Here is a 14,331-nt window from a genome sequence, read left to right on the forward strand (position 1 = left end):
AGGCTCCACCAGAGCCTGGGCTACCGCACGCCGGCTGAAGTCGAAACCGAATTTTGGGAACACCACCCCAGTCGAGAAATAATGGAAATCAAGGCACAAGCCTAGGAACAAAACCCGGGACACTTCACTCTCATTAGTTTACTGTGCCAGCATAGCCGACATTTTTCTTTGCTGGCGGAGGGTACGAAAAAGACCCACCGCCGGGCTCGTGCTTTAGAGCACAAGGGCGTTGGGTCTTTAATCGTGTCTGTTAAACGTCTGCGGGCAGCGACGCTTTAAGCGCGCAGCCCTGCTGCGCAGCCACTGCGCATCCCCTTTTTGCAAAGGAGACGGCTATTTAGCGGCTGTGGAAGGGCAGGAGTGCCATCTCGCGCGCGTTCTTCACGGCGGTGGCAACCTGGCGCTGCTGCTGCGGGGTCAGGCCCGTTACGCGGCGAGAGCGAATCTTGCCACGCTCGGAGATGAACTTACGCAGCAGGTCGTAGTTCTTGTAGTCAACCGTCTCAATGCCCTCGGCCTTGAGCGGGTTCTTCTTCGGGCGGCGGGACTGTTCCATCCGCGCCTTCTTCATGTTGGTGCGCTTCATTGTTAAAGCTCCCCCTTACCAGCTGGACTTGCGTACGCCCGGCAGCTCACCGCGGTGAGCCATGTTGCGGACACGTACACGGGACAGGCCGAACTTACGCAGGTAGCCGCGCGGGCGGCCATCGGCTGCGTCGCGGTTACGGACGCGAACCGGGGAAGCGTCGCGGGGCTGACGGTTCAGCTCCCACTGTGCATCCAGGCGCTCCTCGTCGGTGCTGTTCGGGTTTTTGATGATCTTCTTGAGCTCAGCGCGACGCTCCGCGTAGCGGGCGACGATTTCCTTGCGCTGCTCGTTCTTCGCGATCATGGACTTCTTAGCCATAAATTATCGCTCCTCGCGGAATTCGACGTGCTTGCGGGCGATCGGATCGAACTTCTTCAGGGTGATGCGATCCGGGTTGTTGCGCTTGTTCTTACGGGTGACGTAGGTGTAACCGGTGCCAGCCGTAGACTTCAGCTTGATGATTGGGCGGATATCGTTACGTGCCATAGTTAGATCTTCTCCCCACGGGCGCGGATCTTGGCAACGACAGACTCGATGCCGTCACGGTCAATGGTCTTCAGACCCTTAGTGGACACGTTCAGCGTGATGGAACGGCCCTCAGAGGGCAAGTAGAACGTACGACGCTGGATGTTCGGGTTCCAGCGACGGTTCGTGCGGCGGTGCGAGTGGGACACAGACTTGCCGAAGCTCGGCTTGCGTCCCGTGACCTGGCAATATGCCGACATGGGTTTTCTCCTTCCGCCGGAGATCAAAGGTGCCAGCGCCGCGCACATCTAAAACCCATGGTTAGACGGGCCTTGAGTTTTACGTGGTGGGGCGCTGTTTTTAGCCTTAAATCCGTCCGGCGATGACGTTTACATAGACAACAGCGGGAGCTAACTTTACCCCACGGGTGCGCTATAACCTAATCGCTCTTTGTGACGCCCTATGCTCCCGTCGCGCCGTGCTGTGACACCGTCCCAGCACGGCAAACGCGATTTTATTAATGAGGTGTTCGTTCGCTATCATAGTCCCTCGTTGTGCGACTAACCTTGTCGCGCCTTGATAGCTCCTCGGTAACCGAGTGGCCTGAAGGGCGTCAATAAAGAAGGCAGAGAAGGCGCACTGCTTTTTATGACCCGACTCAGGCACGACCTTCGTAACAGATTCGCAGGACCGACCTGATGTACACACACCTAAGGGAATAAGAGGAAACCATGAAGAAGGATATCCACCCCGACTACCACCCCGTAGTCTTCAAGGATGCGAGCACCGGACACCAGTTCATCACTCGCTCCACCGCTACCTCCGACCGCACCGTTGAATGGGAAGACGGCAACGAGTACCCGCTCATCGTCGTTGACGTGACCAGCGAGTCCCACCCCTTCTGGACCGGCGCTCAGCGCGTTATGGACACCGCCGGCCGCGTGGAGAAGTTCCAGCGTCGCTACGGCAACATGACCCGCCGCAAGAAGAAGTAAGAACTCTTCTCACTAAACAGATCCCAAGAAATCTATTTCACACCTTTAATAAGGAGGTAGAAGACAATGGCAGTACCGAAGCGCCGTATGTCTCGTGCAAACACGCACTCCCGCCGTTCCCAGTGGAAGGCCGACAACGTTGCTCTGCAGAACGTTAAGGTCCAGGGCCAGGAAGTTCAGATTCCTCGCCGTCTGGTAAAGGCCGCTCAGCTGGGTCTCATCGACCTGGACTAGGTCTGATTCCATAGCGATTTTAAAGCTACGTTCGTAGCGTATCGATCCCCACCGCACACACAGTGTGGTGGGGATTTTGCCTTGTTAAGACATATAAGAAAAGCTGTGTGTTCATTAAAAAAGTGGTTGCGCACGAGCATGGCCACAGATTCGAAGGCACAATGGTTCGTATGAAGATTCTTGTTGTAGATGACGACCAGGCAGTGCGTGAATCCCTACGCCGTTCCCTGATCTTTAACGGCTACACTGTCGTACTGGCGACGGATGGTGAAGAAGCTCTGGAATCCATCACCAATGAGCGGCCAGACCTTGCCATCCTTGACGTGATGATGCCGAAAAAGGATGGGCTGGATGTCTGCCGCGAACTGCGCAGCCATGGCGATGATCTGCCTATCCTTCTACTCACTGCCCGCGACTCCGTGGAAGAGCGCGTTGCCGGTCTCGATGCTGGTGCAGACGACTACTTGCCGAAGCCCTTTGCGTTGGAGGAGCTGCTGGCGCGTACCCGCTCACTGTTCCGTCGCGCTGCCCGCCCGGCGATTCAGGAGGGTGAGTCCCACGAACCGCTGCGTTTCGAGGATCTAACCCTCAACCCGGAGACTCGCGACGTGTACCGCGGCGACCGCCAGATCAGCCTGACCCGCACGGAGTTCGCCCTCCTGGAGCTGCTGATGAGCAACCCGCGAAAGGTTCTTTCTCGCAACACGATCCTGGAAGAGGTTTGGGGGTACGACTTCCCAACCTCCGGCAATGCTCTGGAGGTGTACATCGGTTACCTCCGACGCAAGACCGAGGCCAATGGCGAAAGCCGTTTGATTCACACTGTGCGGGGAGTGGGCTACGCGCTGCGTGAGACTGCACCGTGATCCTGCGTAGGCTCCCGGAGGAGAATCTTGCGGTCGAGCCCGGAACGGATTACACCCAGGCCGAGAAAGACGGTGGCTCTAGCGAAAGCAGAAGCGGCCGACTAGTAAAGTCGGTGCGTTTTTCTCTGCGCGGATTATCTCTGCGTGTCCGCTTGGCTGGGCTCACAGCCATCGTAGTGATGCTGTGTATCGCGATTATCACCGTAGCTTCCTATGCCACTGTCAAGCAGGTGCTATCGCAAGAAATGGATAAGACGCTGCAGACTCAGGCACAGGCTTATATCGATTCTGGATTCGAGTTTCCAACCAGTGAAACCGGCGAAGGGGAGAATTACCGCCCTCGCTTCTTTGACTCCGACAACAACATGAGTGTGCTCGTCGTCCCCGCTGAGCAGGCGGGACGGCAGGCAGATTTATCGAAGTTCGAGGGTATTCTCAGCGCCGACGAAGTCGGTGTGTTGGTGGGCGATGACCCATACGTTTTCGAAAGCAACGGCGATACCCGCAGTTTCGCCATTGCTGCGCTAGACGGTCGTGTCATCGTGCTGCGTCTGGATATTTCCTTTACCAATCAAACCCTGGAATCTCTGTGGCTAGTGTTGATTCTCATTGCCACGACAGGTTTTATTGCCTCGATTATCTTGGGCATAGCGGTGGCGAACTCCGGTGCTCAGCCGATCACCCGGCTGCGCCGGGCTGCTGATGAAGTCTCCCGTACCGGTGAGCTGCGGCAGATCCCCGTCTACTCTCAGGACGAGCTAGGGGCGCTGACCGTGTCGTTCAACAACATGATGAATGCGCTGCAAGAGGCCCAGACGAAACAGAAGAATCTGGTTGCGGATGCCTCACACGAGCTGAAGACACCTCTGACGTCGCTGCGTACAAACGTGGAGCTGCTGATGTTGGCGTCGCAAAGAAAAGACGGTGACGGTCCCGGCATAAGTGATGAAGACCGCAAAGACATAGAGCGAGACGTCATTGCGCAGATCGACGAAATGAGCGGTCTGATCGGCGATCTTGTTGACCTAGCCCGTGAGGACTCCGACCCAGAGGTCTTGAGCACTGTCGAGATTTCCGAGCTCATCGCGCAAGGCATTACACGCGTGCAAAGGCGTCGTCCCGACGTGACCTTCGATACCCACCTCATTGAGTGGAACCTGCGGGGAGATTCTTTCGCCCTGTCGCGTGCGCTGCTTAATTTGCTGGATAATGCGGCCAAATGGTCGCCCGAAGGCGGTGTGGTGCGGGTCTGGATGCAGCCGATCGCTGGTGAGGGATGTGACGCCGCAGCTTCCCATCTAGAAGATTCAGCATTGCAAGAGGTGGAGATTCGTGTGGCTGATTCGGGGCCGGGCATTCCGCAGGAGGATCGAGAACTTGTATTCGATCGCTTCTATCGGTCAATAAAGGCTCGATCAATGCCAGGATCCGGTTTGGGGTTGGCGATCGTGAAGCAAGTTATTGAGCGCCACCACGGTGTGATCGTGGTTGACGAGTCCGATGACGGCGGTGCTCTCATGCGTGCCGTTCTTCCTGGACTGCCTGGGGAATCGCAGGAGTGACGTGGGTCGGGAACATTTGTCCGCTGATTTTTCTTAAACTGGCAGAAAAGTTACAGCGTTCGTAGCGCTGACCTACATATATGACAGACATACTGGTGTCCATGAACGAAAGGGAACACGATATGGGTGAGAACACTTCGGGGAATGGGCAGCGAATGCCGGGCGAACCGGACTTTTCCGATGGGGGACGGGAAGCAGCTCAGAATCCTGGAGCTAGTGCAGGCGCTAGCGGCGCCAACGCGGACGCTAATGCAAACGGTAACGTCGGTGGTGGCACAGAGGCTCGCAAGATAGGGCGCGAGCATATTCATTGGAATGGCGAGCAAGGTACGCCACAGTATCCGGCAACGCACGCTGGCTCGCCGGTGCAACCGGGAGCGTGGCCAACGGGTCTGGAGGATAATCAGACTCAACAGATCCAGGCTCAGCACATTCAACCCCAGCAGATGCAGCCCCAGCAGGCGCAGAGCCAACCGTTCCAGGATCCGCTAGTGCCACAGGATCCGATGGCGCCGCAGCCACGGGAGAAGAAGCGTTGGTCGACACCAGCGGTTGCTGCGTTGTTGCTGACCGGTGCCGTGGTGGCCTCCGCGGTGACTTACGTGGGCATGGATGCCTTGAATGAGAACAAGCCCAGCAACAATGCCACAACGTCTTTCGACAGCTCTAACACCACCAATAAGTCCGCAAAGGAAAAAGAGGCTTCTAACCCGGTAGAGCCGGGAAGCACCTCCGATGTGGCTAACAAGGTTCTACCTTCAGTCGTGTCAATTCGCGTCACCACGTCTCAAGGCGGTGACGAGGGATCTGGCTCGATCATTTCCTCTGACGGTCTCATTCTGACGAATAACCACGTTGTCTCTGCCGCTGAAGGCGGAAAGGCGAAAATGAAAGTGGCTCTCAACGACGGTCGTACTCTCGAGGCGGAGGTCGTAGCCACCGATCCGCAGACTGATATTGCGGTGATTAAGGCCAAGAACGTCACGGACCTTAAGCCCATTGAGTTCGGTGATTCGAATGCTGTGAACGTGGGCGAAGACGTGATGGCGATTGGTTCCCCCCTTGGGCTATCGGCCACGGTGACGACGGGCATTGTTTCTGCTAAGAACCGTCCTGTACAGGCATCTGGCGAAGATGGTGGCGAAGCTTCTCTGATTGATGCGATCCAGACGGATGCTTCCATTAACCCCGGCAACTCCGGTGGTGCACTGGTGGATATGCAAGGCAAGCTCATTGGCATCCCCTCTGTTATCGCCTCCACTGGTGGTGAGTCAGCGGGCTCCATTGGCTTGGGCTTTGCCATCCCGATTAACCAGGCCGAACGCATCTCTAAGCAGCTGATCGATAAGGGTAAAGCAGAGCACCCGATTATCGGTGCGAAGGTCAATACTCGATCCAATGAAGTGGGCGCCGTCGTCGTCGACGTCAACAAAGACAGTCCTGCGGATAAGGCTGGTTTGAAGAAGGGCGACCTGGTTACTCACGTCGACGAGCGACGTGTGGATTCCGGCGTTGCTTTGATTGCGGCTATCCGATCGCACGCAGTGGGAGACACTGTAAAGCTCAAGGTTAAAGAAGGTCGCGATGGAGAAGAACGTGAGGTTGAGCTCACTCTAACTACCGCCGAGTAGTCCGGCATTCCCGTTCGCCTGTACAGCAGTAGGCGGACGGGATATTTTATTAGTTACGTTCGTTTATTTATTCAGGAGGATCGCAGTGGCCGTTCGGAAGGCTAACCCAGAGTCTGCGGACATCAATGAAGTCGCGGTCATGAAGTCCGTGGATCACGCACAGGTGGAGCGACTGGCAGAGGAGATCCCCGAGCCGGATGACGCACTGTTTCACTCCTTGGACGCCAAGGAGCGAACCCGCGAGCAGCTTCTCGATGATCCGCCCCTGCACGCCATGGTTGTTCTCGTAACCGATTTCCCTGAGGAAAAAGCGAAGAACGGGGAACTGGTTGCAGAGCTGCTGGTCGAGGAAGGTTTCTTGGTCGACGCCGTTCTCAGCGTTGAGTCCCGAAAGGGGGCGATCCGCAAGGCTATTCAAACCGCCGTTGTCGGAGGCGCGGATCTTGTTGTCACCATCGGCGGAACCGGAACCGGTCCGCGGGATAAGACGCCGGAGGCTACACGCGCGGAGTTGGATCGCAAGATTCCGGGCATTGCTGAAGCGCTTCGATCCTCGGGCTTGGCGGCGAACTCTTTGGATGCGGGCCTTTCCCGCGGTGTTGCGGGCATCTCCGGTTCCACCGTGGTGGTGAACATCGCCGGTTCTCGCGGAGCGATTCGCGACGGTATGGCCACTTTGGGGCCGCTGGTTCGGCACGTTGTCGACGATATGAATAACCGGGCTTAGCATGCCCCGACGGCACTCGGGTTCGAACCAACCCGGTTACCGCAACCGCTATGACCTAGAGGTTCCACAACCCGTTTCTGGTCGTCGCCGCAGGTTCTTCGGCAAGGTCGGCCAGGCGCAGAATCCGGGGACTTCTTTTCTTGACGCCATCGCCTCCAAAACGACGAAACCCCACTCAGACCTTGTTCAGGATGAGTGGGGTGATGAGCTGCCTTCTGCGGAATTGGAACGCCGCTACCTAGAGGAGCAGCGTCCACCGCATTGGGGTTAGTCCGGTGGACTTTAGTTGGCGTGCTTGCCGGTCGGCTCAGCCTCGCCACCGCGTTGCTCGATGAGCAGGTCTCGGATCTCGGCTAGCAGCTCAGTCTCGGTTGCAGTAGCCTCCTCCGGCTCAATGCCCTTACGGCGAGCGTTGATCTCTGCCAGCTTGTTCATCGGCATGATCATCAGGAAGTAGATAACGCCAGCGATGATCAAGAAGTTGAAGATTGCGGTCAGGATGCCACCGATATTGACGAAGGTGGCGGGGTTACCCTCACGCAGGTGGAAGCCAAGGCCAAACTCAGGGGATCCACCAACGGCTGCGAGCAGCGGTTCGATGATGCCACTGGTGAAAGCAGTAACGATTGCGGTAAACGCACCGCCGATGATAACGGCAACGGCAAGCTCAATAACGTTGCCGCGCATGATGAACTTCTTAAAACCTTCGAGCATTGTGCTGAAAGACCTTTCTTGTCCGCGACGCATGCGCGGTCAGTACAAGCAACTACATGACGGGAAAGAAACCGAGGTCGTTGATCACAGCGTCGACGACCAAGTCGTGCTCCCGGCTAGGGACGATGCGTGTGAACTCTTCGTGGTCCACCACTGCCCACACATTGATGTGTGAGGGGCGGTCGGCCAGTGCCCGGTCGTAGAAGCCACCACCTTGCCCGAGCCGTATCCCATGATAATCAATCGCCAGCGCAGGTGTAATAATTACATCCGCGCATGTTGGAAAAGTGTGAATCGCATTACCTTCCGGCTCAAGAATCCCCCAAGTTCCAGCAACCAGGTTCGGGTTTTCGGGGTGAAACTCGACCCATTCGAGGACAGGGACGTGAGTAGATCCTTCAACGGTGCCGTCGCTGGGGGAGCCGTTTGAAGCTGAGGCATTGTTTCGGGACACCCTTGGGAGAAGAACTCGCGCGCCAGTACTAGCAATAACGTCAGGGAGATCAGCGCCTCCGGGCTCGCCAGGTAAGGGGACATAGCTGGCGATAGTGAGAGTTGAGGGTGCTGCAGGCAATTTCGTGAGGGCTTTAAGAAGATGGGACTGGATTGCGCGGTCGCGCGCTGGGCGCTGATCAGTTCGGGCGGTGCGAGCGGCACGGACTGCGGCGCGGGCAAGTTTTTTGCTGGTAGAAAGATCTTTCATCGCCTTCGAGCCTACTGCAGAGGGCAAAATGCTTGATCTGGGAAAGAAAACTGTGCATAGGCGGTGTGTAGAGCACAAATCGGTTCATAGAAGCGCTACTATTCCGGCATGACTTCTAGCCCTACGATCTCCACGTCCGAGCAAGCTAACCTGCATACCGTTGTGGTGCCAGCTGCCGGACTTGGAACCCGTTTCTTGCCTGCTACTAAGACTGTTCCGAAGGAGCTGCTTCCAGTTGTAGACACTCCCGGTATCGAGCTAATCGCCAAGGAAGCTGCTGACGCGGGGGCTGGTCGCCTCGCTATTGTGACAGCCCCGAAAAAGGGAGGTGTGCTCGGTCACTTCGATACCGACGCTGAGCTGGAAAGCACGCTGGAACAGCGAAACAAGACCGAACAATTGGCAAAGGTTCGAGCCACCGATGGATTGATCGATGTGGTCGCTGTGGAGCAGGAAAAGCCTTTGGGGCTGGGGCACGCTATTGGGCTGGCCGAGGAGACGCTGGATGATGACGAGGATTGCTTCGCCGTCATGCTGCCGGATGACCTGGTGCTGCCGATGGGCGTGATGGAGAAGATGCTGGCCGTACGTAAGCAGTATGGTGGGTCGGTCTTGTGTGCCTTCGAGGTGCCACGTGAGGAAGTAAGTAACTACGGCGTTTTTGAGATCGACGAGGCTGACCACGCCGATGTCAAAGTCGTCAAGGGCATGGTTGAGAAGCCGGCGGTGGAGGATGCTCCGTCGAACTTCGTTGCAACGGGTCGCTATCTGCTGGACCGTCAGGTATTTGACGCGCTGCGTCGCACCAAGCCTGGTAAGGGCGGCGAAATTCAGATCACCGATGCCATCGAGTTGATGATCACCGAAGGTCACCCAGTACACATTATTGTCCACCATGGTCTGCGCCATGATCTAGGTAACCCCGGTGGGTACATTCGAGCTTGCGTCGATTTCGCGTTGCAGAATGAGACTTATGGCCCCAGCTTGAAGACTTGGCTGCAAGAGCGCCTGGCACAAGAGAACTTGGGATCATAGAGAACTAACAAGCTTTTTAAGCTGAAGGGAACCTCTCATGCGATCGGTTGAAGAACAGCTGGCAATCATCACCTCTGCGGCGGTGACGCCTGAGCCAGTGCGCATCGCCATCACCGAGACCCTGGGCCTGCGCTGTGCAGAAAGGGTCGAAGGTTCCGAGCCTTTGCCGGGCTTCGATCAGGCAGCGATTGACGGTTATGCCGTGAGAAGCGTCGACATCCGCCAGGCACTTGCCCTCGCGCGAGGCGGGGATCACGGTGATACGTCAGAGGGCGGTAAAGCGGCTGAGAACCTCAGCGGAGTGAAGGAAACCCTGCCGATCGTTGGCGATGTTACGGCTGGTTCTCTAAGGCCAATTCGCCTACAACCGCGCCAAGCTGTGCGTGTTGAAATGGGAGCTCCGCTGCCGACCCTTGCCGATTCTGTGCTGCCGCTGGACTGGGTGGAAAAGGAAGGCCGTAAAATCCGCCCGCTGGAAGCCATCGCGTCCGGCGAGTTCGTCCACCGCAAAGGCTCTGATGTTCAGCCCGGAGACGTGGTCGTCGAAGAAGGTGCCGTCATTGGGGCAGCTCAAGTAGGGCTTTTGGCGGCAGTGGGACGCTCCAAGGTGCTGGTGTACCCGCGCCCGCGCCTGTCGGTGCTCTCCTTTGGACGCGAACTATTGGATATCGACCGTGACCCGGCCGTGGGACAGGTTTATGATGTGAACTCCTATGCGCTGGCTGCTGCTGCACGGGAAGCAGGCGCGGACGTCCACCGCGTCGGCATCTTGAGCGGTGAACCGCGCAAGATGCGAGAGGTTATCGAAAGCCAGCTACTCCGCTCCGAGGTAGTCGTCATCTCTGGTGCGATAGGCGGAGCCGCCAGCGATGAGCTGCGCGAGATTCTCTCTGAAATGGGAGAGATGGATATTCAGCGCATCGCTATGCACCCTGGTTCCGTAATGGGATTCGGCACCCTGGGACAAGACAAGGTGCCAACGTTCCTGCTGCCCTCTAACCCCTCGGCGGCGTTAGTGGCTTTCGAGGTTATGGTGCGTCCACTAGTGCAGCTGATTCGCGGACGTCGTCAGGCCACTCGCCGGGTGGTGTCCGCCCGCACGATTGCAGCCATCGCCTCTGCCCCTGGTCGGCGTGGATTTATCCGCGGTCAGCTGATGCGTGACCGCGAAACCCGGGAGTTCCTGGTGGATCCACTTGGTGCGGTCAACGGCGGCGAGCCGACCCACCTGTTAGGCAGCCACGGACAGGCAAACTGCCTGATCGTAGTTCCTTCCGACGTCACCGACGTGGCGCCGGGGCAGGTCGTTGACGTGCTATTCCTCAGCAACAAGGAATAGTCCGCTCGTGTTGCACCGCCTGCGCGCCGCTCTTTCCTCCGCAGCGCTCGAAACCCGTGCGTCGGAACTGCGAACGCGTACCGTCCTCAGCCGCGGTCATCTTTATGGGACTGCCGAAGACACTGATGACGCCTTCACTCCCGGCCTGCCAGTCTCTCTGCGTCCCATTCGCGCAAGCGATGGCTCTCAGTGGAGAGCTGCGCGCATTGAAGATCAACACTTGTTGCAGCCATTTGAACCAACCACAGCCGTGGGGTGGGACGACGCACACAGCCCGGAGGCGTGGCGCAAGAACTTCCACAATTTGCAAGTTCTAGCTGCTGATCGCCTTATCGTGCCAATGGTCATCGACGTGGACGGGGAGTTCGCCGGCCAATTGACGATTGGAAACATTCAATACGGAACTATCTCAAGTGCCTGGATTGGTTATTGGGTTCACTCGCGATTCCAAGGTAGGGGAGTGGCCACCGCCGCTGTCGCTTTGGGCGTGGATCTGGGGATGCAAGAGGTGGGGCTGCACAGGATAGAGGCAACGGTCATGGCGGAGAACGTGGCGTCACGAAGAGTCCTTGAGAAAACCGGCTTCCGTACGGAGGGGCACCTGCGTCGAAACCTGCACATTAACGGCCAATGGCGGGATCACTATCTGGTGGCACAGACGCAGGAAGAAGTGCTGCCTGAGGGGCTGGTTCGCAGGTTGGTGAACCGAGGACTCTTGGGGCTGGCTGTGAACCGCCAATAGCCTCGGCGTGGCACCGCAGATTAGCCCACTGCACGGGTAGCGTGGCAAGCACTTGACCACTCACGCTGCCCGCATAAAGAACCCGAGGAGAACTGATACTCGTGTCCGGCTCCCTATTGCTCATCGCCGCCGTATGGCTGGTGCTGTTGGCGCCACTTTTGCTGCGCAACCAAAAACCCGTGCGACGGACTGCTCAGGCACTGAGTGAAACGAGGGTGCTGCACCGAGGGGGAAGCGAGCTTAATGCAAAGCGCAAGCTCAAGCCCGCAAAGGGGCTGTACATGAGCTCCGATGACGAGGAGCTGGAGCTGGTAGACGCGGAGCCGGAGTACGTCTTGCTGGAAGACGAGGATTCCAACGCGAACAAGAAGAAGGGCGCGTCGCGTGGGCTGCGAGATCTGATGACTTCTAAGAGCTCTGCGGATGAGGAGGCCGAGAAGGCCGCCGAGGTGATTGATGGTGAGGTTGTGGAGACCAACGATGACGACGTAGAAGACACCGGCGACGTTGCCGAAAAGGTCGTTTCTTCTGACGTGAAGGCTCCCTCGGCGACCGCCAATGTGTCGGGTGCTGCTGTGCGCTACACCGCTCAGGATGAGATGGACACTGGAGAGTTTTCCCCGGTGAAGAAGGCAGAGATGAGCGGTGAGGCAGACGCGGAAGGTGCTGATAGCGCCGCCTTTGGCGCGAATTCCGACAGCACCGGTGGTGCCGAAGTTGCCGAAGAAAACGCTGAAGAAGACACCCAAGAAAACACTGAAGAAAACACCGCTCGCCAAGCTGCGTACGCCGCAGTTCCTACCCAGTACGTGCGCGGCGGGGACGTGAAGGCGTCACCGGGCTTGGTCGATGAAGTCGACGCAGCTCCGGCAGGTAAGGCTGTGGATATCCTCGAGGATTCCGACGAGCTGAGCGAGGCCGACCTGAAGTACCTCGCTGCTCGCCGTGGCCGCGGCGTATATGACCCCGTGGCTTCCGCGGAGCTGGCTCGCCAGCGGCAGAATCGTCGCAAGAGGGTTCTGCTGGTTCTGCTCGCGCTGTGCGCACTAACTTTCGGTACGAGCCTCGCGCTGGGCGGCGCAGTGTGGCTGACCTTTATCGCAATGGTTGCATTCACTGCGTTCTATCTAGTTATGCTGCGCCGACAGGCCGTTGAAGAACGTGAACTGCGGCACCGTCGCCTGGCGCGCATGCGCCGCGCTCGCCTGGGCGTGCGCAACACTGAGGACGACGAGCTGGGTGTCCCGGATCGCCTCATGCGACCGGGTGCAGTGATCTTGGAAACGGATGACAACGATCCGGCCTTGAGCAATCTGGAATACGCCGACGGCGCCGACTTCTTCGACATGCCAGGCACCGAAACGCACGTGGGGCCTGGGGCGAACTCCAACACCAACTTCACTAACCCCCGCATTGCCGATCGCGACGAAGAATACCTCGACCCGCGCTCCGGCATCCGCGCGGTATAGGAGCGATCCGCGCGCATGCTGAACCACCCCGCCACGCGTGACGCGGCTCTGCTGTTGGTACGCCTCGTTACTGGAGTGATTTTCATCGCCCACGGCTGGCAGAAAGTCTTTATCGACGGCATGGATGGCAAAACTGGAACTATTGCCACCTTCGAAAGATTGCATATTCCGCAGCCGAAAATAAGCGCCTGGGCGGCCGCCATTTGCGAGATGATGGGCGGAGCGATGCTCATCGCAGGCTTGCTGACCACAGCCGTAGCCGGACTGTTCGTGATCTACAGCGCACTGGTGCTCTACTTTGTGCACTGGTCAAAGGGTTTCTTCGTTACCGAAGGTGGCATGGAGTTTATGTTGCTCTTGGTCGTCTCCCTTATGATGATTGTTGTTTTCGGTGCGGGACGCGCGAGCTTGGACAAGGCACTGTCGCGCTTCGGCTGAGGTTAATAAACACGCAAGAGACGGGATGAGCGCATGGACTGTCAGGAAGTCAGAACTTCCATGTCGGCCCGCTTGGACGGAGAGACTGCGGAGCTGTCCGACGAGCTCATTGATGCGCACCTCGCAGGCTGCGAGGACTGCCAACGCTGGTACGCCACCATCACCGCGCTGGGCCGTCGCATGAATCTCACCACAGCGCCCGCTGAAGAGGAATCGAACCCCGGTGCTGAACATGACGACCGAAAGGCTGCACTGCTAGAGCAGGTTCTTGCCCAAGCTGATAGCGATCCGCAGATCAGTGTAGGACTCCGCCGTCGCCAGCTGCCTTTCGCGTTCGGTCGTTTTGCCCTGGTAGGGGTCGCCCTGGTCTATCTCGTGTGGGGACTGTCGCTGTTGTTCGGAGGGCCGATTGGGGACGACGCCGACTCGTCTCAACTCCACTTCGTTTCCGACGCTGCGACGATGCGCTTTGCCCTGGCTAGCGGATTGCTATGGGCGGCCTGGCGCCCCAAAGTTGCCTCTGCAGTCTTGCCGATCTACTTGGCCATGTGGGCTTTCGGCCTGGGTTTTGCCACCAGGGAAATCGTGCTGGGGCTAATAGGGGAAAGCGGCAACCTCAACGCCCTATGGCTGTTGTTTGTGCATCTTTTCGCAGTAGTGGCTTTGATTATCGTGTGGGCTGGGCGACGAAACGTGTTCATGCCTCTGAAGCAATCGTTGCGCGCGCTCATGGCTCAGCCTGTCACTTTTAGCCCCAGCGATGCGCGCCGTCACTCTACGTACGAGGTAGGTCAACCTCGCCCGCGCGGATGGGAATAACCC

General features: G+C 58.0%; 19 protein-coding genes. 13 read left to right on the forward strand and 6 right to left on the reverse strand.

Annotation, left to right across the window (positions count from 1 at the left end):
- Nucleotides 1-337 precede the first annotated feature (337 nt).
- From rpsR to rpmB, 4 genes are read right to left on the reverse strand one after another with little or no spacing between them, the layout of a single operon-like run.
- The gene (gene rpsR, locus ACUY2T_RS09290; protein ID WP_005293672.1) at nucleotides 338-586 is read right to left on the reverse strand and encodes a 30S ribosomal protein S18; all 249 of its coding nucleotides are present in this window, start codon (nucleotides 584-586) and stop codon (nucleotides 338-340) included.
- Nucleotides 587-601: 15 nt separating this feature from the next.
- Entirely contained in the window at nucleotides 602-907 is a 306-nt protein-coding gene (rpsN, locus tag ACUY2T_RS09295; RefSeq protein WP_005293669.1) for a 30S ribosomal protein S14, read from the reverse strand.
- A gap of 3 nt (nucleotides 908-910) precedes the next feature.
- Nucleotides 911-1,075 (reverse strand): 50S ribosomal protein L33, encoded by a 165-nt coding sequence (gene rpmG, locus ACUY2T_RS09300; RefSeq protein WP_005279910.1) that lies wholly within the window; start codon nucleotides 1,073-1,075, stop codon nucleotides 911-913.
- Nucleotides 1,076-1,077: 2 nt separating this feature from the next.
- Nucleotides 1,078-1,314 carry a 50S ribosomal protein L28 gene (gene rpmB / locus ACUY2T_RS09305; RefSeq protein WP_005293665.1) on the reverse strand — a complete coding sequence of 79 codons (237 nt, stop codon included), beginning with the start codon at nucleotides 1,312-1,314 and terminating at the stop codon, nucleotides 1,078-1,080.
- A gap of 471 nt (nucleotides 1,315-1,785) precedes the next feature.
- Between rpmB and ACUY2T_RS09310 the strand changes: the two genes are divergently transcribed.
- The 7 genes from ACUY2T_RS09310 to ACUY2T_RS09340 all read left to right on the forward strand — a co-directional run bounded on the left by ACUY2T_RS09310 (nucleotide 1,786) and on the right by ACUY2T_RS09340 (nucleotide 7,340).
- Entirely contained in the window at nucleotides 1,786-2,049 is a 264-nt protein-coding gene (locus ACUY2T_RS09310) for a type B 50S ribosomal protein L31 (RefSeq protein WP_005293662.1), read from the forward strand.
- Nucleotides 2,050-2,115: 66 nt separating this feature from the next.
- Nucleotides 2,116-2,283: a 50S ribosomal protein L32 gene (gene rpmF, locus ACUY2T_RS09315; protein ID WP_293790963.1), complete on the forward strand. Its 168-nt coding sequence runs from the start codon at nucleotides 2,116-2,118 to the stop codon at nucleotides 2,281-2,283.
- A gap of 170 nt (nucleotides 2,284-2,453) precedes the next feature.
- The gene (locus tag ACUY2T_RS09320) at nucleotides 2,454-3,149 is read left to right on the forward strand and encodes a response regulator transcription factor (protein WP_293790964.1); all 696 of its coding nucleotides are present in this window, start codon (nucleotides 2,454-2,456) and stop codon (nucleotides 3,147-3,149) included.
- The gene (locus tag ACUY2T_RS09325; RefSeq protein ID WP_448308367.1) at nucleotides 3,146-4,711 is read left to right on the forward strand and encodes a sensor histidine kinase; all 1,566 of its coding nucleotides are present in this window, start codon (nucleotides 3,146-3,148) and stop codon (nucleotides 4,709-4,711) included. Before ACUY2T_RS09320 ends, ACUY2T_RS09325 begins: the two co-directional genes overlap by 4 nt.
- A gap of 101 nt (nucleotides 4,712-4,812) precedes the next feature.
- A complete protein-coding gene (locus ACUY2T_RS09330; RefSeq protein ID WP_448308368.1) occupies nucleotides 4,813-6,342 on the forward strand; it encodes a S1C family serine protease in 1,530 nt (509 codons plus the stop codon).
- A 139-nt stretch (nucleotides 6,343-6,481) separates the two neighbouring features.
- The gene (locus ACUY2T_RS09335; RefSeq protein WP_448308393.1) at nucleotides 6,482-7,069 is read left to right on the forward strand and encodes a MogA/MoaB family molybdenum cofactor biosynthesis protein; all 588 of its coding nucleotides are present in this window, start codon (nucleotides 6,482-6,484) and stop codon (nucleotides 7,067-7,069) included.
- A 1-nt stretch (nucleotide 7,070) separates the two neighbouring features.
- A complete protein-coding gene (locus ACUY2T_RS09340) occupies nucleotides 7,071-7,340 on the forward strand; it encodes a hypothetical protein (RefSeq protein ID WP_448308369.1) in 270 nt (89 codons plus the stop codon).
- A gap of 11 nt (nucleotides 7,341-7,351) precedes the next feature.
- Here the strand turns inward: ACUY2T_RS09340 and mscL are convergent, their stop codons facing one another.
- Together mscL and ACUY2T_RS09350 are read right to left on the reverse strand one after the other, a co-directional pair.
- Nucleotides 7,352-7,783, reverse strand: a complete 432-nt coding sequence (mscL, locus tag ACUY2T_RS09345; RefSeq protein ID WP_293790969.1) for a large conductance mechanosensitive channel protein MscL — start codon at nucleotides 7,781-7,783, stop codon at nucleotides 7,352-7,354.
- 52 nt (nucleotides 7,784-7,835) lie between these two features.
- The gene (locus ACUY2T_RS09350; protein ID WP_293790970.1) at nucleotides 7,836-8,486 is read right to left on the reverse strand and encodes a 5-formyltetrahydrofolate cyclo-ligase; all 651 of its coding nucleotides are present in this window, start codon (nucleotides 8,484-8,486) and stop codon (nucleotides 7,836-7,838) included.
- 108 nt (nucleotides 8,487-8,594) lie between these two features.
- Between ACUY2T_RS09350 and ACUY2T_RS09355 the strand changes: the two genes are divergently transcribed.
- The 6 genes from ACUY2T_RS09355 to ACUY2T_RS09380 all read left to right on the forward strand — a co-directional run bounded on the left by ACUY2T_RS09355 (nucleotide 8,595) and on the right by ACUY2T_RS09380 (nucleotide 14,328).
- Nucleotides 8,595-9,521, forward strand: coding sequence for a UTP--glucose-1-phosphate uridylyltransferase (locus tag ACUY2T_RS09355; protein ID WP_293790971.1), 927 nt, complete (start codon nucleotides 8,595-8,597; stop codon nucleotides 9,519-9,521).
- Nucleotides 9,522-9,558: 37 nt separating this feature from the next.
- Entirely contained in the window at nucleotides 9,559-10,860 is a 1,302-nt protein-coding gene (gene glp / locus ACUY2T_RS09360) for a molybdotransferase-like divisome protein Glp (protein WP_448308370.1), read from the forward strand.
- 7 nt (nucleotides 10,861-10,867) lie between these two features.
- A complete protein-coding gene (locus tag ACUY2T_RS09365) occupies nucleotides 10,868-11,602 on the forward strand; it encodes a GNAT family N-acetyltransferase (protein WP_448308371.1) in 735 nt (244 codons plus the stop codon).
- A gap of 101 nt (nucleotides 11,603-11,703) precedes the next feature.
- The gene (gene sepX, locus ACUY2T_RS09370) at nucleotides 11,704-13,071 is read left to right on the forward strand and encodes a divisome protein SepX/GlpR (RefSeq protein ID WP_448308372.1); all 1,368 of its coding nucleotides are present in this window, start codon (nucleotides 11,704-11,706) and stop codon (nucleotides 13,069-13,071) included.
- 15 nt (nucleotides 13,072-13,086) lie between these two features.
- Nucleotides 13,087-13,509: a DoxX family protein gene (locus ACUY2T_RS09375; RefSeq protein ID WP_293790975.1), complete on the forward strand. Its 423-nt coding sequence runs from the start codon at nucleotides 13,087-13,089 to the stop codon at nucleotides 13,507-13,509.
- Nucleotides 13,510-13,569: 60 nt separating this feature from the next.
- A complete protein-coding gene (locus ACUY2T_RS09380) occupies nucleotides 13,570-14,328 on the forward strand; it encodes a zf-HC2 domain-containing protein (RefSeq protein ID WP_448308373.1) in 759 nt (252 codons plus the stop codon).
- Nucleotides 14,329-14,331 lie beyond the last annotated feature (3 nt).

This window comes from Corynebacterium sp. 22-2729, from assembly GCF_053479475.1.